Source organism: Roseovarius sp. MBR-154 (assembly GCF_053628595.1).
This window is the reverse complement of sequence record NZ_JBRJGR010000022.1, coordinates 1-24,269: the sequence shown is the minus strand read 5'-3', so window position 1 is coordinate 24,269 and position 24,269 is coordinate 1. Positions and strand designations below refer to the sequence as shown.

Below are 24,269 nucleotides of genomic sequence, written 5' to 3'. Positions count from 1 at the left end.
CAGCTATAGACGAGAACGCGTGGAATGCAAACGCCGCCCGCTGTGTCAGGGCAGATAGAGCGGGGCAGTCTCACCTGCCGCAAATCGGCGCAGCACCATCGGGTAGAGGATGTGCTCCTGCTCGAGCACCCGCGCCGCCAGGCGCTCGGGCGTGTCGTCGGGCCGCACCACGACGCGCGCCTGCCCGAGGATCGGGCCGTCATCGAGTTCCGCCGTCACCTCGTGAACCGTGCAGCCCGCCTCGCGCTCATCCGCCTCGATGGCGCGCGCATGGGTGTTGAGGCCACGATATTTCGGCAAGAGCGACGGATGAATGTTGATCATTCGCCCCTGCCAGGGCGTCACGAACCCCGCCGTGAGAACCCGCATGAAGCCTGCAAGGCAGATGATGTCGATCTCATAGGGCGCGAGTCGCGCCGCGATCTCGGCCTCGAACGCCGAGCGGTCTCCCCCATGCGGACGGTGATCCACCACCTCGGTCGCGATCCCGCGCTCCCGCGCCCAGGCAATGCCCCCCGCACCCGCGTTGTTCGACAACACGAGTGCGGGCCCCGCGGGATGATCGCCCGTCATATCCTCGACGAGGGCGCGCATGTTCGAGCCGCCCCCCGACAGAAAGATCGCGACCCGCTTGGTCAAACCAGACGGCCCGTATAGCGCACCCTGCCCTCCCCAGCCGTGACGTGTCCGATCCGGTGCACGGTCTCGCCCGCGTCGTGTAACACCGCCTCGACCGCGTTGGCCTGTGCCGGATCTACCGCCACGACCATTCCGATCCCGGCATTGAAGGTCTTGAGCAATTCGCCCTCATTCATGCCGCCGATCTCGGCCAGCCAGCGGAACACGCCCGGCATCTCCCAGGCCCCAAGGTCGATCTCGACCCCCGTGCCCTCGGGCAACACGCGCGGTAGGTTCTCGGTCAGCCCGCCGCCGGTGATATGCGCAAGCGCATGCACGCCGCCCGTGGCGATCGCCTCCAGCACCGGGCGCACATAGAGCCGCGTCGGCGTCAGAAGCGCCGCCCCCAGACTGCCCTCGGACCACGGGCAGGCATCGTCCCATCCCAGCTCCGACATCTCGACGATCCGCCGCACCAGCGAATAGCCGTTGGAATGCACCCCGTCCGAGGCGAGCCCCAGCAGGATATCGCCCGCGGCCACGCCCGCGGGTAACTCGGTCCCGCGTTCCATCGCGCCCACGGCAAACCCCGCCAGATCGAAATCGCCCGCCGGATACATGCCCGGCATCTCCGCCGTCTCACCGCCGATAAGCGCACAACCAGAGCCTTCACAACCCCGCGCAATGCCCTCGATGATCCGCGTTGCCTGATCGAGTTCAAGCTTGCCGGTCGCGAAATAATCCAGGAAAAACAGGGGCTCTGCACCCTGACAGATCAAATCATTGACGCACATCGCCACCAGGTCGACCCCCACGCCATCGACATGGCCGGTGTCGATCGCAATCCGCAGCTTGGTGCCCACCCCATCGGTGGCCGCAACCAGAACCGGATCGAAATATCCCGCCGCCTTGAGATCAAAGAGCCCGCCGAAGCTGCCCAGACCCGCCATGACACCCGGACGCATGGTGCGCTTGGCAGCAGGCTTGATCCGCTCAACCAGCGCATTTCCCGCGTCGATATCGACACCGGCCTCGGCATAGGTGATCCCGTTTCGCTTGTCGGTCATGGCAGTCCCCGTCGGATGAATGCGCCACCCGTTAGCCCATCAGCGCGCGCCACGCAACGTCAAAGCCTTGACCTCTTTGCGGGGTGCACTTACGAGGAAGATCAGGTCGGGCCTGTAGCTCAATTGGTTAGAGCAGAGCGCTCATAACGCTTTGGTTGGGGGTTCGAGTCCCTCCGGGCCTACCAAACCCCATGTTATTCGCCTTTCTTTTCAACTGCTTGACGGTGATTTTCGGTGAACCTATGGCGCAGGTTCACCACGTTTTGTTCGCCATTTGGTCGGGTCATGAGCTTCGCGTGAGCTGCATCTGCAAGGCCCTCTCGCATGGCCGATTCCGTGTATCTCTGGACCTCTGAAAGGGTCTTGTGGCCGGTCACGGCCATGATCTCATGAGACGTTGCGCCAGCCTCTGCCAGACGCCGGGCGCAAGCCTTTCGAAGGCCATGAGCGGTGCAATCGGAGAGCCCCGCCTGGTCGCACCATTCGCGCATCTTGTTGCCCAGCCCATCGGGCGATCTGGCCTTGCCGTAGGCGGTCGCAAGGAATGGCCGATCATCGGGCAGATCGGCCAGCACCTCGGCCAGATCGGGATGCAAGGGGATGCTCACCAGCATGCCGTTAGTGCGGATGGTCTTTTGGCGGCGATACTCGATCCGCCCGGCCTTCACGCTCCATGGCCCTAGCTTCACCACGTCTACGCGGGCCGCGCCGGTGTAGAGCATCAAGGTCACGGCGCGATGCGCCACCGTGCCGGGCTTGTGGACCTCGAAGAAGCGGGCAATCTCGCCCTCATCCCATGCGTGAAAACCACCCCCCTCGAGCCTGTAGGACCTTACCAGCTTGGCCGGGTTTATCGTGATCAGGTCCATTGCAATCGCGTGATCGAGCAACTGGATCAGCCGCTTGCGCAGGTTGTTCGACGCCGCTGGCGTGTCAGCCTTCGCGGCCAATATCGCCATGATGTGCTTGCGCTTGAGGTCAGCAACCCGCTTGTCGCCATGCGCAGCCCGGAATGCCTCGATAGGCCCCAGATAGGTGCGTTTCGTGCTTTCGGACAGGCCGCGCCACCAGGGCGTTTTGAACAGGCTCGCCACAACGTCAGAAACAGAGCCGGGCCGGATGCGCTCGGCCCCTGCCCCGCGCGCGGCCCGACCAAGGAATTCGGCCTCTGCATCAGCATAGCGCCGCCTGAATTCGTCTGAGCCGTAGGCGGTGCCCAGCTCCGCAGAAAAAGTCTTGCGGCGATAGCGCCACCGCTTGCGGCCATGCCGGTCTGTGTAGGGCTTCGCATAGGAATAGCGGCTGCGCTTCATGACAACACCTCATCCCATTCGTTCGGCTTGTCCTGACCGCTCGCCCCCTCGGGATAGATCGTCACCTTGCCGGTGATCTGGTCAACCTCGATCCGCCCCACCGCAAAACCGGCTTTCACCGCGCCTTTGACAGCGCGGGTGATATCTGCCTGTTTGACGGTGGCCGGGCGGTTCATCCCCCTGCCTCCCCGCTCCATTGCGCGATGCGCGCCTGCACGTCAGCGCGGACAGCCTCGAGCGAAAGGCAAAGGGTTGCGATAGCCCCTACGCCGCTCGGGGAGACGAAATTGGGCGGATCGTCCAGGTCGCATGCTTCCCACTCATCGTTGAACCCGGTGATCGGGAAATCCAGACGCGGGGCTTGCACGCCATATCGCGCGGGTCTTCCAGCATGTCCAAGGTCAGCGTGCCGTCTTCCAGAAGCTGCTTGAGATAGTGGACAATGTGCGGATTCGACGTCTTGCAGCTTTCATGTTCGCAGTGGATTACAGCGTATCTCTGCCTCGAGTCTGCTGCGTTTACAGCGATAGCCGCACGGTCCTTGCCCTTGTCAGTGTGGTTAAGTTCCCGGAACGGGCAATCAATATGGCTCTTGCCCTCGCCCGCCCACTCAAAATGAGCGTCAGAAGTTTCCAGAATATTGGCGATGTTCCAGCGCATCCCATACCTGCGGTAAAGGTCCGTCACGGACACGTCGCCGAACATGACACCTTCCGGGATACTACTTTCGCCCTGACCCTCACCGGCCTGCGACCACGGGTCCGCATCGGTCGGAATGTCTTCCCATGCGGCGGGTGCCCCACGGAACACGATGCATTCAAAATCCTCGTCTTCCGGGCGATGGCGTGCCGTAAAAAAGAGGCGCGAGGGGTCTTCGCAGGCCTTGTCGTGGTGAACGCCCAGCTTCGCGGCCAGCCCCTTTACCTTCGACTTCCACACGTCCGGCCCCTTGGCTGGATCGTCATCCAGTTCCGCGATATTCACCGCCTCGGAAAACGGGAAGATCAAGCGCATCTTGTGAATGGGCGGGCAGTCACATCGCACGACAAACCCACCGCCAATGTCCAACTTTTCGTTGCGGATCGTGACCTTACTGATAAACGCTTCCCCGAGTGCGGGCCGCTTCCGGCGCAGGTGGTCGCGCACCATATCGTTGGTAAACGCCTTGCCCTTCGCTGCAGCGTGAATGGCGCTATACCCTACGTCAATCGTGGTCTTCAGATGATTGTAGGACGTATAGAGAAAACAGGCCCAGCCGGTGGCCTCTACGGTGTCCGCTACCGTCTCAATGTCCGCCCCTTCGTCAAGGTCCAGCCCAATCGCCGCCATATCGCGCATGGCCAGTTTTTCGCGCGACCCGTTCGCAGACACGCCCAGCACATACCCCATGCCGTCCTTGCGGTCGCCCTTCCAATGCGTGGTCAGTCCCCAGCCCGGGAATGCGACGGCAGAGCCGTCCCGCTGACGCGGGGCACCACCAAGAAAAAGCCCCTGCCCAAAGTGCGGCGGGGCAGTGCGTGCAATGGATACGACTATGCTAACCGATGCCACGCCTCGCGAAACTCGGGCACATCATAGTGCTTCGCTTCAAGCCAATACGCGCGCGCGCCGCCCTTGTTTTGCGTCGCGAGCGCCTTCACTTCTTCAAGCGTGAGAACAAAACAAACCGGATCATCGCTATTTGCGCCTAGTGTGATGATCCACCACCGAGACCGAAGCCGATCAAGATTGGTACCCAGTGGCACCGCCGCGCGCTTGGACAGCGCCTTCGACTGGATGGGGATGACTGCCTCTTCGTCATCAACCGGGGCGGCGTACAAGTCGGCACCCCGTGCGTTTCGCACCGTGGGCATGACGTTCCAGCCGCGCCGGGTCAGCTCCCACGCGATATGAAACAACCCGGCGTTTCCTGTCATCTGGTGTTTCATTGCGCCCCCGAACCGTCCACAAGGATCGTAAGTCGAGGTGCGAGAGAATGGCAATGCCGATCAGATGGCGCACCACGTCGGTACTGCCCCCGCTAACGCGGGCTTACACATCGACGGCGGCGCGCCCGACCCGGAGTCGCCGCCTGCTACACCGCTGCTACAATCAGCTATCCCACTGTAGCAGAATCGTAGCAGTAGCAGAAAATCCGCCTAAACACCTGAGCGCAGAAATCGTGATTTATCGTTTTAATTCAATGTGGTGCGGGTGGAGGGACTTGAACCCCCACGCCTTGCGGCGCCAGAACCTAAATCTGGTGCGTCTACCAATTTCGCCACACCCGCATCGACCGGGTGCGTCTTATCGCACCCGCCTGTCGGTGTCTCTAGCAAAGCGCTTTACCGGATGCGAGCGGAAAACGCGCGCCAGACACGGGCGGATGTGGCGAAATTAAGGCGCGACATTAACCGAAAATTGCCATATTCTGGTCAAACAATGAGGCAGTAACAAAGCGAGAAACGCCATGAAACCGAAAACGGTCGGGCGGTCGGGCGGCGAATTGGCCGTCTCTCCCCCTGTGGGCTGCGGCGGGCTATGCGCCGACAGTATAATCCTTACCCTGAGCGGCGAGATGCGGGTCGGAGACCTGCGTCCCGGCATGCGGGTCATCTCCCGCGATCGCGGCGCGGTGCCGCTGGTGCGGACCGCAATGCGGCGCATCACCTGCCCTGCGGTGCGCATTTTGGCTGGCTCTCTGGGCCATACCCGCCCCGAGCGCGACGTGATCCTGCCCGCGGGCCAGTCGATCCTGGTGCGTGACTGGCGTTCCAAGGCGCTGTTCGGGGCCGATCAGGCACTAGTGCCCGTCGCGCGTCTGGTCGACGGTGAATTCGTGACACTGGAACCGGCACGCGAAATCGCGATCTGCGACCTCGGCTTCGACGATGCGCATGTGCTCTACGTGGATGGTCTCGAACTCGCCGTCTCACCGCAGACGGTGGGCTCACGACGGGCAGCCTGAAATGCATGGCGCTACAATCCGGCAGCGCGCAGCACTCCCGGCACGGCCTCGGGCAAATCTTCGGCAATGAGGCCCGGCCCAAAGGTGCGCGCGCAGTCCACATGCACCCAGGCGGCCGCCTCAGATGCCTGCATTGGTGGCAGCCCGCGCGCCAGCAGTCCGGTAATGAACCCCGCCAACACATCGCCTGCCCCGGCCGTTGCCAGCCACGGGGCAGATCGGTCATACTGCGCCGAGTTGATCCCGCAGCACCCATCCGGAGCCGCAATTACAGTATCAGGCCCCTTGAAAAGCACGACACATCGTGACCGCTTCGCTGCCGCGCGCGCTGCATCCACCTTGGAATAAGCCGGACCTCTGGTGGCGGGCGCGTTCAGTTTCTCAGCGATGTCTGGAAAGAGCCGCGCGAATTCTCCGGCATGCGGCGTCAGCACGCAGCGCTCGTGCAGCATTCCGAAGAGCGCCTCATCCTGCGAAATCATCGTCAGCGCGTCCGCATCCAGCACCACCGAGCGGCCCTCACAGGATGAGCGTCCCCCGCTCATCTCCAACGTCGCCGCAATCAACTCTGCCTCTCGCACGCCGGTGCCCATGCCCGGCCCCAGACACAGCGCATTGATCCGCTTGTCCTGCAACGCATCGCGCAGTCCTGCGCCATCATCGACCCGCCGCAACATCAGCGCGGTGATCTGACAGGCCACCTCCTGCTGCGCCGACCCGGGCACGCCAAGCGTCACCACGCCCGCACCGATGCGCAACGCGCCGCGCGCCGCCAGACGCGCGGCCCCTGTTCGGCCTGCGCCACCCGAGAGGATCAGGGCGTGGCCGTGGGAATACTTGTGAGTTTGCGCGTCCTTGTTCATTCGAGCGCAAGAATCGTCATCAACGAGCTTTATGACATCACCCGCCCCTCCCGGCGTCCGGTCGACGTCCTCAAGACCGATGCTCTTGACGATGAGCTTTCCTGTCCGACGCGGACCGCAGGATAGAAAATGCCCCAGCTTGGCCGCGTGAAAACTGACGGTCAAATCCGCCGTGGCGCATGCACCGACCGGGCGACCGCTATCGGCACAGAGGCCCGATGGTATATCCACCGCCACCACCCGCACGTGGCTGGCCCGAAGGCTGTCAACCGCGCTCAGGACCTGCCCGAGTTGTCCCTCGACCGGCCGGCCAAGCCCCGTGCCGAAAATCGCATCGACAATGAGATCCGAATGCTCCGCTTGGCCGATCGGGACCGACGCCAGATCCTCGACACATCCTAGGCGCTGCCAACGCTCATAGTTCGCCTTCGCATCCGGCGGCAGCTTGGCGGCATGGCCATAGAGAAACACCTCAATCTCCCAGCCCCACTCCTTCAGCAACCGCGCCACCACGAACCCGTCGCCGCCATTGTTGCCGGGACCGCAGAGCACGACCGCCTTGTGCGGGGCTTGCGTCAGAACGGGCCATGTCTCGAATACTGCCTCGACCACGCCGCGCCCGGCACGCTCCATCAGTTCCAGCCCGGTGACCGTGCCCGACTCGATGGCCGCCTGTTCAATGCCGCGCATTTGGGCGGCTGTGAGGAGTTCGTGCATTCCCTGCCCTTTCACGATTCATTTTCGCCGTAAAATGTGGCGCTTTGCATATTTTTTAGGCAAACCCTGTCGAGCGGCCCCGGGAACACCCGCGCAGTGACCGTAACCGATTGAGCACCCCGCTGAGAAGTGGTCTGCACGTTGCGAAACGACAGCCGAGGAGGCCCGCAGCCATGAAAAAGATCGAAGCGATCATCAAGCCCTTCAAACTTGACGAGGTGAAGGAAGCGTTGCAGGAGGCAGGCATCCAGGGCCTTTCGGTGATCGAGGTCAAGGGGTTCGGCCGCCAGAAAGGCCATACCGAACTTTATCGCGGGGCCGAATACGTGGTGGATTTCCTGCCAAAGGTGAAGATCGACGTCGTGCTCGACGACGATCAGGTCGATGCCGCCATCGAAGCGATCATCGACGCTGCGAAGACCGACAAGATCGGCGATGGAAAGATTTTCGTGAGCCACGTCGAACAGGCGATCCGCATCCGCACCGGCGAGCACGGTCTGGACGCGCTCTAACCCATTTCTCAGCAAGAAAAGGAAAAAGAGAATGAGCAAAGACGCGATTCTCAATCAGATCAAGGACGAGGATATCGAGTATGTCGACATCCGCTTTACCGATCCGCGCGGCAAGCTGCAGCATGTGACGGTGATGGCCGATCAGGTCGACGAGGACTTTCTCGAAGAGGGCTTCATGTTCGACGGCTCCTCCATCGCGGGGTGGAAGTCGATCGAAGCCTCCGACATGAAGCTGATGCCGGCCTTCGACAGCGCCTATGTCGATCCGTTCTATGCCGAAAAGACGCTCTGCATCCATTGTACGGTCGTTGAGCCGGACACCGGCGAACCCTATAACCGCGATCCGCGCGGCACCGCCGAAAAGGCCGAGGCGTATCTGAAAGCGTCGGGTATCGGGGATGTGTCCTATTGGGGTCCCGAAGCTGAATTCTTCCTGTTTGACGATGTTCGTGTCTCGAACTCGATCAACAAGGTGTCCTACGAGGTCGATGCGCTCGACGGGTCATGGAACACCGACACCGAATACGAAATGGGCAATACCGGCCATCGCCCCGGCGTCAAGGGCGGCTATTTCCCGGTCAACCCGATTGATGACGGTCAGGACATCCGCTCGGAAATGCTGTCGACGATGAAGCGTCTCGGCATGAAGGTGGACAAGCACCACCACGAGGTTGCGTCGTGCCAGCACGAGTTGGGCCTGATCTTCGGCACGCTGACCAAGCAGGCCGACGAGTTGCAGAAGTACAAGTATGTCATCCACAATGTCGCGCAAGCCTATGGCAAGACCGCGACCTTCATGCCCAAGCCGATCTATGGCGACAACGGCACAGGCATGCATGTCAACATGTCGATCTGGAAAGACGGCAAGCCGCTCTTTGCCGGCGACAAATATGCCGACCTGAGCCAGGAGGCGCTTTGGTTCATCGGCGGCATCCTCAAGCACGCCAAGACGCTCAACGCCTTCACCAACCCGTCGACCAACAGCTACAAGCGGCTGATTCCCGGCTTTGAGGCCCCCGTGCTGCGCGCCTATTCGGCCCGCAACCGTTCGGGTTGTGTGCGTATTCCGTGGACCGAGAGCCCCAAGGCCAAGCGCGTCGAGGCGCGGTTCCCCGATCCATCGGCAAACCCCTACCTGTGCTTTGCCGCACTCTTGATGGCTGGTCTCGATGGCATCAAGTCCAAGATCGACCCGGGCGAGGCGATGGACAAGAACCTTTACGATCTGCCCGCCGAAGAGCTTGAAGGCATCCCGACCGTCTGCGGCTCCCTTCGCGAGGCTCTTGATGCGCTGCGGGCCGATCATGCCTTCCTCTTGGCCGGTGACGTGTTCACCAAGGATCAGATCGACGGCTATATCGACCTCAAGATGGAAGAGCTCGAACTCTATGAGCACACACCGCACCCGGTCGAATTTCTGATGTACTACAGCTGCTGAGCCAGCGATCGGGCTTCTTGAGGCCCGGAATCATCGAAAAGGGGCGCCCCGCTAGGGGCGCCCAAACCTCCTGACAATGGCCTCGCCTTTGGCGGGGGCTTTTGATTCAACGGATCAGTTTGTAGATACCGCGCCCCGTTCAGAACAAACTCGATATGGTGTCGCTTGAGCGCCAGGGTCCTGCCGATCATCTTTTGCGCAAGTTTGAAGTAACGCGTGATCTCCGCGTCATCCGAGATCTGAACGAGGGGTTCTATTGCCCCGACAACGGCCGCCCTTTGGCGCGAAGCCCGTAAAGACCCTCACGCGAGACATCTGGATCGACGCCTGCGACCGCACCGACGCGCACCGCCCGACAGACTGGGAAAAAGGGTTTCAAAAAGCGAAAGGAGACCGTCGAGCGCTCCTTCGCCGACGCAAAGCGGTTCAACGGCCATCGATACGCGCGCTATCGCGGCCTCAACAGCGTCCGAGGGCAAACCCTCCTCGCCGCCGCCCAGAGTATCAAGAAGATCGCGATGGTAGCCTGCAAAACCCACCCGCTGCCAGCATGAAAGGAGGGTAACCCCTCAAATCCTCGTCTGGCACAAACAAACCCGGCCAAAATGACCGGGTTTGTTGATAGTCTGCGGTCCGGTACGGCCTTTTGAAACGCGATCTGCGAACGGCTCAGGGGCCATACCAAGAGCGTGCCGCACGGCCATGCGGCCCGTTCATGTCTTCATGACAGGCCAGTATCGAGGTCAACAACGCGCGCCAGATGGCGATGCCTGCCTGAGCCACCGGCCCTACCCTCTCGCATGTCAAACCGAAACACCCGCCCGCTCGAAACCGGACGGGTTTTTCACTGTCAAAGCCGGGAGCAGGTCACTCCGCCTGCTGGCTGCCCCTCATGACCGACAGGCCGCGCAGGATGTCCACAGCATAGGCCAGCTGGTAATCCTCCTCGCGCAGCTTGGCAGCCTCTTCGGCGCGCGCGCGATCCTCTTCGATCTGCTTGATTTCATCCTCGCTCAGGCTGTCATTGTTGAGGCGACCCCGTAGATCGGCCTCGGAGCGGCCGGGACGGGTCTCTTCCTCTTCCTCCGTCTGCTCGCTGCGCGGCGGCTGCTGCACGACGATATCGGGGCTGACCCCGAGCGCCTGAATGGACCGCCCGGAGGGCGTGTAATAGCGCGAGGTGGTCAGGCGCATCGCGCCATTGCCGCGCAGCGGCATCACAGTCTGGACCGAGCCCTTGCCGAAGCTCTTGGTGCCCACCACGATGGCGCGGTGATGGTCCTGCAAGGCCCCTGCGACGATCTCGGATGCGCTGGCGGAACCACCGTTGATCAGCACCACGATGGGCTTGCCCCCGGCCAGATCGCCCGGCGTGGCGTTGAACCGCTCACCGTCCTGCGCCTCGCGGCCCCGCGTCGAGACGATCTCGCCCTTGTCGAGAAACGCATCCGACACCTTGATCGCCTGGGTCAGCAGGCCGCCCGGATTGTTGCGCAGATCGAGCACGATGCCGCTCACGTTCTCCATCCCGCCAAGCGCCTCGATCTGCTCTTTCAGACCGCTTTCGAGATTGGGATAGGTGTTGTCGTTGAAGGTGGTCACCCGCAGCACCACCGCATCGCGCTCCACACGCGAGCGCACCGCAGTCAGTTCGATCGTGTCGCGGATTATCGACACGTCGAACGGCTCCGCCTCTCCCTCGCGCACCACGGTGATCACGATCTCGCTGCCGACCGGGCCGCGCATCAATTCGACCGCATCGTTGAGGGTCAGGCCAAGCAGGCTCTCGCCATCGACATGGGTGATGAAATCGCCCGACTCGATGCCGGCCTGATCGGCGGGGGTGCCATCCATCGGCGAAACCACCTTAACGAAGCCGTCCTCCTGCGTGACCTCGATGCCTAGGCCACCGAACTCACCGCGCGTCTGCACCTGCATGTTCTCGGCATCATCGGGCGACAGATAGCTGGAATGCGGATCGAGCGAAGTCAGCATGCCGTTGATCGCTGCCTCGATCAGGTCCTTGGTGTCGACCTCCTCGACATATTGCGCACGGATGCGTTCGAAGATGTCCCCGAACAGATCGAGTTGCTCATAGACATTGCTCGATTTCTCGCTCTCTTGCGCCAGCAGGGGGGCCGCCACCTGCGTCGTCGCAATCGCGCCTGTCAGGATGCCGACGGATGCGGCCATCAGGAATTTTTTCATGTCTCAGTCTTCCTTGTCGGTTCTGAACCACGTGAGCGGGTCCACCGGTGAATTGTCTTGACGCACTTCGATATAGAGCGTCTGGCTCCTTTGGGCACCCGCCGGCGGCGGATCAGCGGCCAGAAGCAGATCGCCATCTGCACCCGCCCCGCCCATGAGGCCCACCGGACTGCCCCCGGGCAGGACCTGACCGGTCTGACCATAAACAACATCGAGACCGGCGAATACCAGAAGAATCCCGGCCTGCGGTTCCAGAATGATCACATTTCCGTAGTCGAGCAAGGGGCCGCGATAGCGCACCGTCGCAGGCGCGGGCGTCGTGACCAGAGCACGCGGACGCGTCGCCACTACGATGCCGGGCCGGGTGATGCCCGCGGCATCCGCCTCGCCCGCCCGGCGCAGGACGACCCCTTCGACCGGTAGCGCCAGATTGCCCTTGCGCGGGGTGATCTCGGGCAGGCTGCCGGGGGCCTCATCCACCGCGATCTCGCTCAGCCCGCTGGCAAACCCTTCCAGCGTCTCGGTCGAGGCAATGAGCAGCGCGGTCTTGACCGGGTCCTCGGTAAAGCGGCGCGGCAGGTCGGTGCGTTCGGCCATGGCGGCACTCAGCGCCGTGCGCGCCGCCTGCACGCCCTCCAGCCCGTCCTGCAACTTGTCCGCCGCACTTTGCTGCAAGGCACGCAGCACGCTCAGTTCCTGCACCTTGTCGCGCAAATCCATCGCGCGGGCGTCGAGCGCGGGGGCCACCTCGGACAGGATCATGCCGGCCCGCGCGGTGCCCACCGGCCCCGAAGGATGCATCATCAAGACCGGCACCGGAGCCGCCCCCATGGTCTGCAACACGCCCAGAAGCTGCGCAATCTCGTCATTGCGCGCCTGCAATTCCGCGCCAAGCGCCTGCTCGCGCAGCGCGGCGCGGCGCAGACCCTCGCGCATCGCCTCCAGCCCGTCTTCATAGGCCCCGATCACCTGCGTCAGCGCCTTGACGCGGTTCTGCGCACCTTCGGCCTGCGCCAGTTGCTCGGCCGCGCTATTCAACTGATCCGCCGCCGCGCGCGCGGCTTCAGAGGGCTCCTGCGCCGAGGCGGGAAGCGCGACGACCGCAGCCGCAAGGATGCAGGCCCGGAGCATACTCATGTCAGCAAACTCTCGCCGGTCATTTCACCGGGCTGCGGCAATCCCATCAGCGCCAGCACTGTGGGTGCGAGATCGGCCAGCCGCCCGCCCTCGCGCAACTGCGCGCCCTCGGGCCCGCCCACAAGGATGACAGGCACAGGGTTGAGCGTATGCGCGGTATGCGGCCCGCCGGTCTCGGGATCGACCATCACCTCGCAATTACCGTGATCGGCGGTCACGATCATCGCGCCGCCCGCCTCCTCCAGCGCGTCGAGCACACGGCCAAGCCCCGCATCCACCGCTTCGCAGGCGGCCATCGCGGCCTTGAGGTCGCCGGTATGGCCGACCATGTCCGGATTGGCATAGTTGACGACGATCAGATCATAGCCGTCGCGAATTGCCCCGACCAGATGATCGGTCACCTCCGCCGCCGACATCTCGGGCTGCAGATCGTAGGTCGCGACATCGGGCGACGCCGCCATGTAGCGCGCCTCGCCCTCTTCCGGCTCTTCCTTGCCGCCATTGAGGAAAAAGGTCACATGCGGGTATTTCTCGGTCTCCGCCAGATGAAACTGCCGCAACCCGTGATCGGCCACCCAGGCCCCCAGCGTGTTGACGATATCGCGCGACGGAAACACCGTGTCGAGCCAGGCATTATGAGCCTCGGAATATTCCACCATGCCGAGACATGCGGCCCATTCAGGCACCGCACCCCGCGCGAAGGCATCAAATTCGGGATCGGCCATCGCCTGCAATATCTCGCGCGCCCGATCCGCGCGAAAGTTGAGACAAAAGAGCCCGTCGCCGGGTGTCACCCCCCGGTAGTAGCCGATCACCGTGGCGGCGATGAACTCATCGCTCTCAGAGCGGGCATAGGCATTGCTGACCGCCCGGTTCGGATCGGCGGCGCGTAACCCCTTGGCGCAGACCATCGCCTCATAGGCCTCCTGCACCCGCGACCAGCGATTGTCGCGATCGAGCGCGAAATAGCGCCCGGTCAAGGTGGCGATACGCACGCCCTCGGGCAGATCCTCGATCAACCGCGCCAGATGGCTGCGGGCCGAGCGCGGGGCGACATCGCGCCCGTCGGTGATCGCATGCAGGATCACCGGCACGCCCGCCTCGCGGATCACCCGGGCGGCGGCCACGATATGGCGCAGATGCCCGTGCACCCCGCCATCCGACACCAGCCCGATCAGATGCGCCGCGCCGCCGCTCTGCTGCAATTCGGCGATGAAGTGCTGCAACGCCTCGTTGCGGGCAAAACTGCCCTCCTCGATCGCCAGGTCGATCTGGCCCAGATCCATCGCCACCACGCGCCCCGCACCGATATTGGTATGGCCGACCTCGGAATTGCCCATCTGCCCGCGCGGCAGGCCCACATCAGGGCCATGGGTGATCAGCGTGGCATTTGGGCAGGTTGCCATCAGCCGGTCGAAATTCGGCGTCCGCGCCAGATGCGGCGCATTGGCCTCGGTGCGCTCGCTCAGCCCCCAGCCATCGAGGATGCACAGGACGACGGGTTTGGACATGCTCTCTCCTGCCTTGCTTTGGCGGTCTTCTAACGTGTCGGGGCATCGGGGTGAAGCAGATAGCCGCATCATCGGAGAAATCGGCATGTCCCGTCCGTTTCGTCGTCCGGAATGTGGCGTTTGATCCGGTCGGCATGCGGTGCGACGAGGCGCACATTCATAAGCCTCAATGATCGGGCGGGGTATGCAAAAACATCACCCATTGCCAAAAGCCCTGTTACATTCCAACAATAGGACATGCACGACACCATAAAAAGGGGATCGAAATGAAACTCACCACCGTCGTCACCGCCCTCGCAGCGCTCGCGATTACCCAGCCTGCCGTGGCAGAATTCAAACTCGGAGAGCGTTACACGGACGCCGATAGCGACCTGATCGCCGACATTCCCGAGGACAGCGCGCAATGGCTTGATCCCGACACGCTTATCTTTGCCTATACGCCGGTCGAGGATCCGGCCGTCTATGCCGAGGTCTGGCAGGGTTTTCTCGATCACATGGCGGAACTGACCGGCAAGAAGGTTCAGTTCTTCCCGGTGCAATCCAACGCCGCGCAGATCGAGGCAATGCGCGCCGGACGCCTGCACGTGGCGGGCTTCAACACCGGGTCGAACCCGCTGGCCGTCGCCTGCGCCGGGTTCCGCCCATTCACCATCATGGCCGCCGAGGACGGATCTTTCGGCTACGAGATGGAGATCATCACCCATCCTGACTCGGGTCTGGAAAAGGTCGAGGATCTGAAGGGCAAGGAACTGGCCTTCACCTCCGAGACCTCGAATTCAGGCTTCAAGGCACCGTCTGCAATCCTCAAGGCAGAATTCGGACTGGTGGCCGGCGAGGATTTCGAGGCCACCTTCTCGGGCAAGCATGACAACTCGATCCTGGGTGTTGCCAACAAGGACTACGCGGCCGCCTCGATCGCCAATTCGGTCAAGGCGCGGATGATCGAACGCGAGGTGGTCACCGAGGATCAGCTCAAGGTGCTTTACAAGTCGGAGACCTTCCCGACCACGGGCTACGGCGTGGTCTACAACCTGCACCCCGACCTGCAGGAGAAGATCAAGGAGGCGTTCTTCAGCTTCGAATGGGAAGGATCCGCGCTGGAGGAGGAGTTCAGCCGCAATGGGGAGGCGCAGTTCATCCCGATCACATTCAAGGAACACTGGTCGGTGATTCGCACCATCGACGACGCCAACAACGTCGAATATCAGTGCAACTGACCCATTGAACCTTGCACTCACGAACACGGGCGGCATGATGCGGCCCGTGTTCGTCATGAGAAAGGCACAACATGCTGTATCTGAAAGGTCTCAGCAAGACCTACAAGACCGGCGACACCGCACTCAGCGACGTGACGCTCAATGTGCCAAAGGGTCAGATCATGGGGCTGATCGGTCCGTCGGGGGCGGGCAAATCAACCCTCATCCGCTGCATCAACCGGCTGGTCGAGCCCACGGCGGGCGCGGTGATGCTGGGCGATGTGGACCTCGCGAAACTCGGCAAGCGCAAGTTGCGCCGCCAGCGGCGGCGGATCGGCATGATCTTTCAGGAATACGCGCTGGTCGAGCGGTTGACGGTGATGGAGAACGTGCTGTCGGGTCGTCTGGGCTATGTTCCCTTTTGGCGCAGTTTCCTGCGCCGTTATCCGCCCAGGGACATCCAGAACGCCTACCGCCTGCTCGACCGGGTGGGCCTGATGGAGCATGCCGACAAGCGCGCCGACGCGCTCTCGGGAGGGCAGCGGCAGCGGGTGGGCATCGCCCGTGCGCTGGCCCAGGAACCCGAACTGCTGCTGGTGGACGAACCCACCGCCAGCCTCGATCCCAAGACCAGCCGCCAGATCATGCGCCTGCTGACCGAGATCTGCGCCGAACGTGATCTGCCCGCCATCGTCAACATCCACGACGTGCCGCTGGCGCAGCATTTCATGCAGCGCATCGTCGGCCTGCGCGCGGGCCGCGTGGTGTTTGACGGTCCGCCCGCTGGCCTGACCGAGGCCGCGCTCACTGAAATCTACGGGGCGGAAGACTGGCACGCGATGCGCGCGGGCGATGCCGAACAGGCCGAGGCCGAGGCCGAGGCGCGCGCCCGGATGGAGGCGCTCGCCTGATGGCCGCGCCCTACCCCACCACCTGGAAACGTCCGCCCCAGATCGTGACCGACCGGCGTTTGCGCATCGCGTTGCAGGCGGGGATCGTGATCTACCTCGTTCTGGCGATCGGCTCGCTCGAAGTGGACTGGGCGCGCGTCGCCGCAGGGCTGGAACGCGGACAGCGCTTTGTCATGGGATTCCTGCAACCCGATTTCACCAGCCGCTGGACCGATATCCGACAGGGGCTGATCGAGAGCCTGACGATGACTCTGACCTCCACGGTTGTGGGAGTGATCATCTCGGCGCCCATCGGCATCGGTGCGGCGCGCAATCTCGCCCCGCGCGCGATCTACTACGTCTGCCGCAGCATCATCGCCGTCAGCCGCGCGCTTCAGGAGATCATCATCGCGATCTTTCTCGTGGCGATGTTCGGCTTTGGTCCCTTCGCGGGATTTCTCACCCTCAGCTTCGCCACAATCGGCTTTATCGCCAAGCTGCTCGCCGACGATATCGAGGAGATCGACGAGGCGCAGGCCGAAGCGATCCGCGCCACCGGGGCCTCGTGGTGGCAACTGGTGAATTACGCGATCCAGCCGCAGGTGATGCCCCGCCTGATCGGGTTGTCGCTCTACCGGCTTGACATCAATTTCCGCGAAAGCGCGGTCATCGGCATCGTCGGTGCAGGCGGCATCGGAGCCACGCTCAATACCGCCATCGACCGCTATGAATATGACAGCGCGGGGGCGATCCTGCTGATCATCATCGGCATCGTGATGGTCGCCGAATACGGCTCCAGCTACCTGCGAAAGTTCCTGCAATGAGCGAGATCAGCCATCACTCGGAAATCTGGCGTCACCGCACTCCGCGCAAGCGGCTGCTGATGTGGCTGGGCTGGCTGGCGCTGGTGGCGCTGTTCGTGTGGTGCTGGCAGGTGATGACCGAGAACACCATCTGGGCCTTCGTCTCGGACGCACCCCGGCAGGCTGCCGATATCGGCAGCCGGATGATGCCGCCGCGGCTGAGCTATCTGCCCGAACTGATGGTGCCGCTCTGGGACACGATCAACATCGCCACCTTGGGCACATTGGGCGGCGTCATCATGGCGGTTCCGGTGGCGTTCCTGGCCGCGCGAAACACCACGCCCTCGGAACACATCCTGCGGCCCATTGCATTATTCATCATCGTCGCCTCACGCTCGATCAACTCGCTCATATGGGCGCTGCTCTTGGTGGCGATCATAGGACCGGGCATCCTCGCGGGGATTGTCGCCATCGCGCTGCGCTCCATCGGCTTTGTCGGCAAACTGCTCTATGAGGCGATCGAGGAGACCGACGCGCGCCAGATCGAGGCGGTGCAGGCCACCGGCGCCAGCCCCGCACAGGTGGTCAGCTACGGCATCGTGCCGCAGATCATGCCCGCCTTCTGGGGGATTTCGGTGTTTCGATGGGACATCAATATCCGCGAGAGCACCATCCTGGGGCTCGTGGGCGCGGGCGGAATCGGGCTCAAGCTTCAGGCGTCGCTCAACGTGCTGGCCTGGCCGCAGGTGACGGTGATCCTGCTGCTAATCCTCGCTACCGTGGTACTGAGCGAATGGGTCTCGGCGCGGGTCCGCCACGCGATCATCTGACCGCCAAGCACGCTCACCGCCCCTCGATCCTGACTGAAAAGCTGCGCTGCGCGCCGGTGGGCGGCGCCGGGAAAGGGGCGGCGCGCTGCACCACGGTGAGCGCCGCGCGGTCGAGCCGCGCAGAGCCCGAGGAGCGCGCGAGCCCCACCGAGGCAAGCCTGCCGCCCGCGCCGATGGAGAAGCGCACCAGCGCCGCGCCGCGGCTGACGGCGCGCGGGCGCGGCACGCGGGCGAGGTGGCGCATGACCTCGCCGGGATAGTTGGTGGCCGCGGCATTGCCCTGCGCGGCGCTCTCGCGCGAGGTGTCGCGCCCCTGCTGCGCGGAGGTGGCCCTCTCGTGCCCGGCAGCGCTGCCCGCCGTGGCGTCGCGGGTGGCGTTGTTGCCTTGCTGGCTGCGCGTTCCTGTCTCGCGCCGGTCGGGCGCGGGCGATTGGCGGGCAGCGGCCTCTTCGACGGCACGCGGGCGGGCGGGCGGGCGGCGCGAGACCTGCATGCCTTCTTCCGCCTCGGGCTGCGCAGCAATCACCTCCTGCGGGGGGGCATCGGTGGCCTCGGCCGTCTCGCGCGGCGGTGTCGCGGGGGTTTGGGCGGCAGAGGGGCGAACCGGCGCGGCGGCAGCGGGCGGGGATGCCGAGGGCGTGACCCGCGCCGCCGGGGCGGCCTGCGGCGTGGCTGTCTCCGTCCGTGCGGCCTTGGCCGTTTCCTGCTGGGCCGGTGTCTCGGCGGCGTCGGGGGGTGGCACCTCGGCACGCTCCGCCGGGGCGGGGGTAGCGGTCTGCTGCCTCTCGGGGCGCAGCGCCTCCCCCGGTTCGGCCGGATTCACCACCTCCTCGGCCTGCCGGTTGGGCGTCACATCGGTCTCCGACACGGGCTGCGCTACGCCCGCCGCCATGTCGGCAAAGCTGCTGCCGAGCGCGGCCTCGACCGCCCCGGCCCCGCCCATGATCTCGATGCGATCCGGCGTACCCGACACCCACAGCCCCGCGCCGTGCAACGCCAGCGCCGCCCCGGCGCATGCCGTCAGCATCAGGCGCGATCGGCGGATCATTGCAGCCCCCGTTCGGTGACCATCACCACGCGCCCTGCCCCCGCGCGCCGCAACCCCGCGCCCAGCCGAATGAGGTCGGGCGCGGGCAGCGCGGCATCGGGCACGATGCGCACGCTCGCGCGCGCGTCCTCGGGCAGCGCGTCCATGTAGGCCGCCACGTCAGGCAGGGTGTCTCCGCGATAGGCCAGCCGCCCGTCGGCATGCACCACCAGCGCATCGGGCGGCGCGCGCCCTTCCAGATCGGCGGTGCGCACCAGCTTCAGCGCGCCATCGAGCGGAGGCGCGAGCGTGGCGGCGGCCATGAAGAAGATCAGCATCAGGAACACGATGTTGATGAGCGCGATCGTGGGCTCGCGGCGGCGGCAGGGCGCGGGCGTTTTCATGACGGCACCAGCACCTGCACCGCGAGGCCCGGAATGCCGCGCAGCGCCAGCAGCAGATCGGTCAGCCGCTGCGCCGTGACATCCGCCCCGGTGCTGACAAGTGCGCGGGTCTCGCCCTCGGTGAGCGGCTCGAACGCTTGGGCGAGACCCTCGAGCGGCACCTCGCGGGCGTTCACGCGCAGGCCCTCCGCGCGCAGCTGTACGAAGATCGGGCGGGTCTCCGAGGCCGCCGTCTGCCCCTGCCCCGACGTGGCGAGCTCAACTTCTGAGAATTGCGAGAAGGTCGAGGACAGCATGAAGAACAAAAGCAGCAGGAAGATCACGTCAATGAGCGAGGTGAGCGACAGCTTGCGCCGCCGGAACGGGGTTTTAGGCACCTTGGGATACCGCCCGGCCCTGCGGCACGGACTGCGCCGCCGCCTGCCCATCGGGGCCAAGAACGACGCTCAGCGTGTGATCGGCGAGCGCGCGTTCCTCGGCCATGCGCGATTCGAACCACGACAGCACCACCGAGGCAGGCATCGCCACCGCGAGCCCCGCGGCGGTGGTCAGCAACGCCACCCAGATGCCCCCCGCCAACAGCGACGGGTCGACCTGGCTGCCCGCCGATTGCAGCGCCTGGAACGCCTCGATCATCCCCAGAACAGTGCCGAAGAGGCCCAGCAATGGCGCAACCTGCGCCACCGTATCGAGAAAGCGGAAGCCGCGTTCGAGCCGCGAGAAGCGCGCCTCGGCCTCGGCCTCGATTCGGCGCGTGGCCTTGGCATCACTCGGGTCCGCAGCGAAGGCGCGGGCGATCACCGGGGCGAGATAGCTGCGCGAGCCCTCCAGCGTGCGCTGCGCGGCGCGGGCCTCGCCCCGGTCCCATTCCGCCACGGCAGCACGCAGCGCATGGTGCCGCCCAACACCCGAGGCGCGGAACTGCCACAGCTTGTAGAGAATGACCGCCAGCGTCGCCACCGACACGGCGGCGATGAGCGCGATCACCGGTCCGCCCATCTCGATGAGTCCGGCAAGCCCGTCGATCATTGCATCCATCCCGGTCATCCCGTCACCTCGATCTCGGTTTCGGACGACAGGCGCAGCCCCTCAAGACAGGCATCAGGCGTCAGGCCGTGTCCGTCGCAAGTGCCTATCCCGTTGACCAGCACCCCGCCAATTGCCGCGCAGTTCCTCCCGGCCAGATCGAACTGCCGCATCCGGGGCCGTCCCGCAGGCAAGGTGCCGAAATCGAAGAGCGTCAAGGTGGCCACCTGGCCCTCGCCATCGAACAGCACCGCCTCGGCGACCAGCGCCTCGATATCCGCCCCCAGATCGTTGCGAATGACAAAGCTCAGCCGACAGCCGCCTGCCTCGGTCGCGGACACGGTGTTGAGGCTGAGCGCAAGGGTGGCTGTGGCATCATCGGACTCTTGCGCCGAGACCGGTGTTGCAAGGCCGAACGCGGCCCCTCCCAAGGCTGCCGCAAGGCGAGAAACGACGCGGCGCTGCGCTGTCATGGCATGTTCCTTTCCTGCCCCTGAGCGGGGTGAACGGGAACCGCATGGCTGGCGCATGGCTGGCACGGTCGGTGGGATTTGCGCGGTCGGGGCCGCATTTGCATTTCCTTACGAGTTTTCGAGCAAAAGAGTCAAGTATCCCGAAGGCGCGTCTTTTAGCCGGACGGCGCGGCTGTATGACGGCTTGAGACGGGCGCCCTGCAACTTGATGCCGTCGCCGCTCCACCAAACCCAGTTGCGTGGTTTGCGGCAACTGAGTCGACATATCTTGGCTTTTGCCTCGCCGCAGATGCCTCTTGGACAGCAGCGGTTGGCTTTCGCGCCGCAATCTCGGTCTATTTCAGAAACGCGCGCTCCGCCTCTGCCGAGAGTGGCTCCGATGCGCCGGTTGCCGCGTAGAACGCGTCTAGCGCTTCGAGCGACGCCGCGGGGGTATAGCCCGTCGCCTCAGAAGCCGTCGCCACCGCAAAGCGCAGTGACCAGTCCGCGCTGTCCTGACAAGCAACGCCGATATAGCCGGGTCCACCCTCTGCCAAGGTCTCGAATTCACGGCAGAACGTGCCCGCGCCATCGGTGAAGGACGCAATGACGCTGACGCGCCGTCCATCCGGCAACCCGGCTTCCGCGCCCGAGGGTAACGTGCCGAGTTGTTCCTGAACATCCGCACTCAGGATGGTCGCACCCGTCTCCGGCGCGCCGGGCGCAAGGAGCAGCCCCGCCGAGAGACCGACCGCCAGCGCAAGCGAGGCGGCCAACACCATCGGCTGCCATCCGGACGCGCGACGGCGCAGCGGCACCACGTTTTCCGCCTCAGTCGGGGTGGTCGCGGCCATCTCTCGAATGCGCGCCTCCAGATCGGGCGAAATCGCTGTCTCAGGATCGGCCAGCACCGCCTCCTTCGCAAAATCCGAGGTCAGGGTGAAAAGCGCATAGCGCGCTGCGAGATCCGGATCGGTCTTGATCTCGGCGTGCAGGCGCGCGGCCTCGTCGCCGTCGATCTCACCATCGGCGAGCGCCATCAATGTGTCATCGTCGATATCCATCGTCGCGATCCTTTGCGTTGCACGGCGTCAACGGCCCACACCGCCCTTTATTCCCACTTTTTCCGCAAGGGCACGCCGCGCCCGGCTCAGCCGACTCATCACCGTTCCGTGCGGGATGCCCAGGGTCTGCGCCGTCTCGGCATAGCTCAGCCCCTCGACGCAGACCAGATGCAGCACCGCGCGCTGATCCTCGGGCAGGGTTGCCATTGCCGCCTGCACCGATTGCAGCATCAGCCGGTCGTCGGTCTGCGCGGCACTGTCCACCGGATCGGCCTGCGGGGTGTCGTGAATGTCCACCGTCTCGCCCCGCGTCCTGTCGCGCCGGAGCATGTCGATCCAGGCATTGCGCAGGATGCGAAACAGCCATGCCTCGAGCCGCGTCGCAGGGTCGAACTGATGACGCGCACGAAAGGCGCGCTCGGCGGTGATCTGCACAAGATCGTCGGCCACATCCGGCCTGCGGCACAGCGCCAGCGCGAAACGCTTGAGGTTCGGCAGGAGCGCTACGATGTCCTCGACAAAAGAATCCTGAATGACCCACGCTTATCGGCTGCACCAATCTGTCCGGGAATAAATCCCGGCTTATAACGTTCGTTTATAGATGGCATCATTTTCCCAGGAAGCAAAAGGAGATTACCGGGATGCGCGTGTTCGTAGAGACTGTGTTGGTCGTGACTTTATGGCTATGCGCGACCGGCTCGGTCTCGGTTCTATCCACCAGCATGATCGCCGCGCCCGCTTGGGCCGACGATGGCGATGGTGGCGACGGCGACGGCGACGATGGTGGAGGGAGCAGCAGTAGCAGCTCCTCCGGCGCAGGTGGCGGCGCGTCGCGCGGGGGTGTCAATTCCGGGGAAGGTGTCGGCCCGCGTGACGTCGTTCGCGGATTGCGCCGTCTTTTGCGTCGACAGCCGGTTGAGCCGCAACGCGCCCGCCGACAGCCCGCTCCGCAACCGGCGTCCCGGCCCGAACGCGCCCCCGCAGAGATTGTCGCCCGCGGCCTGACCGACGCGCAGACAGACGCCCTCGTGACACAAGGCTACGTCGTTCTCGAACGCGCCGATCTTGTCAGCCTCGCCACGACCATGCGCCGCTTCCGGGTGCCAGAGGGCACGACGATCGACGCGGCGCGCGACACCATTCGCGCCCTGCCGGGTGCCGAAGCGGCGGATTTCAATCACTATTACCGCGCCGGACAGGACAGCGCGGCGGTGACCGACGACGCCCCCGCGTGCAACGGGCTACACTGCCCGGCCCTTACCCTGATCGACTGGCCGCAGGCGCTTGGCCCCGAGGGATGCGGTGCGCCTGTGACGATCGGCATGGTCGATACCGGGCTGAACACCGATCACGAGGTGTTGGCCGGGGCCGATATCGACCTCACCCGCATCGCTCCAGAGGATTACACTGCTTCCGCCGCCATTCACGGCACGGCGGTGGCAGCGATCCTTGTCGGTGATTCACAGACCCGCGTGCCCGGCCTCCTGCCCGGCCTGCCGCTGGTGGCGGTGGATGCGTTTCACCGGACCGCAGGCGACGAGCGCACCGATGCCTTCACGCTGGTGCGTGCGCTCGATCACCTGTCCGAACGCGGCGTGCAGGTGATCAATCTCAGCCTCGCCGGGCCACCCAACACGGTGCTCGAAGACACGCTCTTGCAACTGACCGGGCAACGCAGGATCGCGGTGATCGCAGCGGCTGGCAATGACGGCCCCCGCGCCGAACCGGCCTATCCCGCAGCCTATGACACGGTGATCGCCGTGACGGCGGTGGATCGCAACGGCACCGTCTATCGCCGCGCCATTCGCGGCACACATGTCGACCTCGCCGCCCCGGGCGTGGAGATCTGGACTGCGGCCTCGGTCAAGGGCGCGCGCTGGAAGACCGGCACGTCCTTTGCCGCGCCCTATGTCACGGCGGCGGTGGCGCTCTGGCTGCAACACGACCCGATGCTGACGCCCGAGGAGATCCGCGCACGGCTGATCGCCTCGGCGGGTGATCTTGGCCCTGACGGTCTCGATGAGACATACGGGCATGGCGTCCTCAACCTCGGTGGCACCTGCCCTGGGCAGGCGGTTTTCCTGCCAGCCTCTGCGAACTAACCCAAATAATTCACGAGAAGGCGGCGGAGGTAGCGTAACCATCTGAAACGCTGTATGTTTTGGGTGCTACCGCCAAACATGCAGCTTTTGAGAGGACGACCCCCGCCATGGTCCAATCTACGTGCTCCACGCGCCGCCTGTCAC

26 protein-coding genes, 2 tRNA genes and 1 pseudogene are annotated in these 24,269 nt (G+C 64.4%); 10 read left to right on the top strand and 19 right to left on the bottom strand.

The window, feature by feature from the left end; all coding sequences use genetic code 11:
- Window positions 1-45: 45 nt before the first annotated feature.
- Together purN and purM are read right to left on the bottom strand one after the other, a co-directional pair.
- Window positions 46-639: a phosphoribosylglycinamide formyltransferase gene (purN, locus tag ACSSV4_RS19060; RefSeq protein WP_454276683.1), complete on the bottom strand. Its 594-nt coding sequence runs from the start codon at window positions 637-639 to the stop codon at window positions 46-48.
- The gene (gene purM, locus ACSSV4_RS19055; RefSeq protein WP_454276682.1) at window positions 636-1,685 is read right to left on the bottom strand and encodes a phosphoribosylformylglycinamidine cyclo-ligase; all 1,050 of its coding nucleotides are present in this window, start codon (window positions 1,683-1,685) and stop codon (window positions 636-638) included. Before purM ends, purN begins: the two co-directional genes overlap by 4 nt.
- Before the next feature lie 108 nt (window positions 1,686-1,793).
- On the opposite strand from purM, the gene ACSSV4_RS19050 reads away from it, so the two are divergent.
- Window positions 1,794-1,870, top strand: a tRNA-Ile gene (locus ACSSV4_RS19050).
- Window positions 1,871-1,879: 9 nt separating this feature from the next.
- Here ACSSV4_RS19050 and ACSSV4_RS19045 read toward each other — a convergent pair.
- From ACSSV4_RS19045 to ACSSV4_RS19025, 5 genes are all read right to left on the bottom strand, one after another.
- Window positions 1,880-2,998, bottom strand: a complete 1,119-nt coding sequence (locus ACSSV4_RS19045) for a tyrosine-type recombinase/integrase (RefSeq protein ID WP_454276681.1) — start codon at window positions 2,996-2,998, stop codon at window positions 1,880-1,882.
- Window positions 2,995-3,174 carry a hypothetical protein gene (locus tag ACSSV4_RS19040; RefSeq protein ID WP_454276680.1) on the bottom strand — a complete coding sequence of 60 codons (180 nt, stop codon included), beginning with the start codon at window positions 3,172-3,174 and terminating at the stop codon, window positions 2,995-2,997. Before ACSSV4_RS19040 ends, ACSSV4_RS19045 begins: the two co-directional genes overlap by 4 nt.
- Before the next feature lie 88 nt (window positions 3,175-3,262).
- On the bottom strand, window positions 3,263-4,387 hold the full coding sequence (locus tag ACSSV4_RS19035) for a hypothetical protein (RefSeq protein WP_454276679.1): 1,125 nt from the start codon (window positions 4,385-4,387) through the stop codon (window positions 3,263-3,265).
- A 143-nt stretch (window positions 4,388-4,530) separates the two neighbouring features.
- Window positions 4,531-4,926 carry a hypothetical protein gene (locus ACSSV4_RS19030; RefSeq protein ID WP_454276678.1) on the bottom strand — a complete coding sequence of 132 codons (396 nt, stop codon included), beginning with the start codon at window positions 4,924-4,926 and terminating at the stop codon, window positions 4,531-4,533.
- 257 nt (window positions 4,927-5,183) lie between these two features.
- Window positions 5,184-5,268, bottom strand: a tRNA-Leu gene (locus tag ACSSV4_RS19025).
- A 179-nt stretch (window positions 5,269-5,447) separates the two neighbouring features.
- Here ACSSV4_RS19025 and ACSSV4_RS19020 point away from each other — a divergent pair.
- Window positions 5,448-5,945: a Hint domain-containing protein gene (locus ACSSV4_RS19020; protein ID WP_454276677.1), complete on the top strand. Its 498-nt coding sequence runs from the start codon at window positions 5,448-5,450 to the stop codon at window positions 5,943-5,945.
- 11 nt (window positions 5,946-5,956) lie between these two features.
- On the opposite strand, the gene ACSSV4_RS19015 is transcribed toward ACSSV4_RS19020, so the two are convergent.
- Window positions 5,957-7,525, bottom strand: coding sequence for an NAD(P)H-hydrate dehydratase (locus ACSSV4_RS19015; RefSeq protein WP_454276676.1), 1,569 nt, complete (start codon window positions 7,523-7,525; stop codon window positions 5,957-5,959).
- Window positions 7,526-7,698: 173 nt separating this feature from the next.
- Between ACSSV4_RS19015 and ACSSV4_RS19010 the strand changes: the two genes are divergently transcribed.
- The 3 genes and pseudogenes from ACSSV4_RS19010 to ACSSV4_RS19000 all read left to right on the top strand — a co-directional run.
- Window positions 7,699-8,037 (top strand): P-II family nitrogen regulator, encoded by a 339-nt coding sequence (locus ACSSV4_RS19010; RefSeq protein ID WP_454276675.1) that lies wholly within the window; start codon window positions 7,699-7,701, stop codon window positions 8,035-8,037.
- A 31-nt stretch (window positions 8,038-8,068) separates the two neighbouring features.
- Window positions 8,069-9,475, top strand: coding sequence for a type I glutamate--ammonia ligase (glnA, locus tag ACSSV4_RS19005; RefSeq protein ID WP_454276674.1), 1,407 nt, complete (start codon window positions 8,069-8,071; stop codon window positions 9,473-9,475).
- Between the two features lie 286 nt (window positions 9,476-9,761).
- Window positions 9,762-10,029 (top strand): annotated as a pseudogene (locus ACSSV4_RS19000) (transposase); the annotation flags it as partial.
- Between the two features lie 313 nt (window positions 10,030-10,342).
- Here ACSSV4_RS19000 and ACSSV4_RS18995 read toward each other — a convergent pair.
- From ACSSV4_RS18995 to gpmI, 3 genes are read right to left on the bottom strand one after another with little or no spacing between them, the layout of a single operon-like run.
- Complete coding sequence (locus tag ACSSV4_RS18995; RefSeq protein WP_454276673.1) at window positions 10,343-11,683, bottom strand: S41 family peptidase; 1,341 nt, start codon at window positions 11,681-11,683, stop codon at window positions 10,343-10,345.
- Between the two features lie 3 nt (window positions 11,684-11,686).
- Entirely contained in the window at window positions 11,687-12,814 is a 1,128-nt protein-coding gene (locus tag ACSSV4_RS18990; RefSeq protein WP_454276715.1) for a murein hydrolase activator EnvC family protein, read from the bottom strand.
- A 2-nt stretch (window positions 12,815-12,816) separates the two neighbouring features.
- Complete coding sequence (gene gpmI, locus ACSSV4_RS18985; RefSeq protein WP_454276672.1) at window positions 12,817-14,331, bottom strand: 2,3-bisphosphoglycerate-independent phosphoglycerate mutase; 1,515 nt, start codon at window positions 14,329-14,331, stop codon at window positions 12,817-12,819.
- 266 nt (window positions 14,332-14,597) lie between these two features.
- On the opposite strand from gpmI, the gene phnD reads away from it, so the two are divergent.
- The 4 genes from phnD to phnE (ACSSV4_RS18965) all read left to right on the top strand — a co-directional run bounded on the left by phnD (window position 14,598) and on the right by phnE (ACSSV4_RS18965) (window position 18,050).
- Window positions 14,598-15,548 carry a phosphate/phosphite/phosphonate ABC transporter substrate-binding protein gene (phnD, locus tag ACSSV4_RS18980; protein WP_454276671.1) on the top strand — a complete coding sequence of 317 codons (951 nt, stop codon included), beginning with the start codon at window positions 14,598-14,600 and terminating at the stop codon, window positions 15,546-15,548.
- Between the two features lie 71 nt (window positions 15,549-15,619).
- Window positions 15,620-16,438 carry a phosphonate ABC transporter ATP-binding protein gene (gene phnC / locus ACSSV4_RS18975; RefSeq protein ID WP_454276670.1) on the top strand — a complete coding sequence of 273 codons (819 nt, stop codon included), beginning with the start codon at window positions 15,620-15,622 and terminating at the stop codon, window positions 16,436-16,438.
- A complete protein-coding gene (gene phnE / locus ACSSV4_RS18970; RefSeq protein ID WP_454276669.1) occupies window positions 16,438-17,241 on the top strand; it encodes a phosphonate ABC transporter, permease protein PhnE in 804 nt (267 codons plus the stop codon). The genes phnC and phnE (ACSSV4_RS18970) overlap by 1 nt, the downstream gene beginning before the upstream one ends.
- Window positions 17,238-18,050, top strand: a complete 813-nt coding sequence (gene phnE / locus ACSSV4_RS18965; protein WP_454276668.1) for a phosphonate ABC transporter, permease protein PhnE — start codon at window positions 17,238-17,240, stop codon at window positions 18,048-18,050. The genes phnE (ACSSV4_RS18970) and phnE (ACSSV4_RS18965) overlap by 4 nt, the downstream gene beginning before the upstream one ends.
- A 13-nt stretch (window positions 18,051-18,063) precedes the next feature.
- Here phnE (ACSSV4_RS18965) and ACSSV4_RS18960 read toward each other — a convergent pair whose 3' ends face one another.
- The 8 genes from ACSSV4_RS18960 to ACSSV4_RS18925 form a co-directional block, all read right to left on the bottom strand.
- Window positions 18,064-19,098 (bottom strand): TonB family protein, encoded by a 1,035-nt coding sequence (locus ACSSV4_RS18960; protein WP_454276667.1) that lies wholly within the window; start codon window positions 19,096-19,098, stop codon window positions 18,064-18,066.
- Window positions 19,095-19,481 carry an ExbD/TolR family protein gene (locus tag ACSSV4_RS18955; protein ID WP_454276666.1) on the bottom strand — a complete coding sequence of 129 codons (387 nt, stop codon included), beginning with the start codon at window positions 19,479-19,481 and terminating at the stop codon, window positions 19,095-19,097. Before ACSSV4_RS18955 ends, ACSSV4_RS18960 begins: the two co-directional genes overlap by 4 nt.
- The gene (locus ACSSV4_RS18950; protein WP_454276665.1) at window positions 19,478-19,858 is read right to left on the bottom strand and encodes a biopolymer transporter ExbD; all 381 of its coding nucleotides are present in this window, start codon (window positions 19,856-19,858) and stop codon (window positions 19,478-19,480) included. Before ACSSV4_RS18950 ends, ACSSV4_RS18955 begins: the two co-directional genes overlap by 4 nt.
- The gene (locus ACSSV4_RS18945; RefSeq protein WP_454276664.1) at window positions 19,851-20,528 is read right to left on the bottom strand and encodes a MotA/TolQ/ExbB proton channel family protein; all 678 of its coding nucleotides are present in this window, start codon (window positions 20,526-20,528) and stop codon (window positions 19,851-19,853) included. The genes ACSSV4_RS18950 and ACSSV4_RS18945 overlap by 8 nt, the downstream gene beginning before the upstream one ends.
- Complete coding sequence (locus tag ACSSV4_RS18940; protein ID WP_454276663.1) at window positions 20,525-20,980, bottom strand: hypothetical protein; 456 nt, start codon at window positions 20,978-20,980, stop codon at window positions 20,525-20,527. The genes ACSSV4_RS18945 and ACSSV4_RS18940 overlap by 4 nt, the downstream gene beginning before the upstream one ends.
- A gap of 335 nt (window positions 20,981-21,315) precedes the next feature.
- Window positions 21,316-22,023 (bottom strand): hypothetical protein, encoded by a 708-nt coding sequence (locus ACSSV4_RS18935; protein WP_454276662.1) that lies wholly within the window; start codon window positions 22,021-22,023, stop codon window positions 21,316-21,318.
- 27 nt (window positions 22,024-22,050) lie between these two features.
- Window positions 22,051-22,521 (bottom strand): RNA polymerase sigma factor, encoded by a 471-nt coding sequence (locus ACSSV4_RS18930; RefSeq protein ID WP_454276714.1) that lies wholly within the window; start codon window positions 22,519-22,521, stop codon window positions 22,051-22,053.
- A 212-nt stretch (window positions 22,522-22,733) separates the two neighbouring features.
- Window positions 22,734-23,060 carry a hypothetical protein gene (locus ACSSV4_RS18925; RefSeq protein WP_454276661.1) on the bottom strand — a complete coding sequence of 109 codons (327 nt, stop codon included), beginning with the start codon at window positions 23,058-23,060 and terminating at the stop codon, window positions 22,734-22,736.
- On the opposite strand from ACSSV4_RS18925, the gene ACSSV4_RS18920 reads away from it, so the two are divergent.
- Window positions 23,052-24,125 carry a S8 family serine peptidase gene (locus ACSSV4_RS18920; RefSeq protein WP_454276660.1) on the top strand — a complete coding sequence of 358 codons (1,074 nt, stop codon included), beginning with the start codon at window positions 23,052-23,054 and terminating at the stop codon, window positions 24,123-24,125. The genes ACSSV4_RS18925 and ACSSV4_RS18920 overlap by 9 nt on opposite strands.
- Window positions 24,126-24,269: the final 144 nt, after the last annotated feature.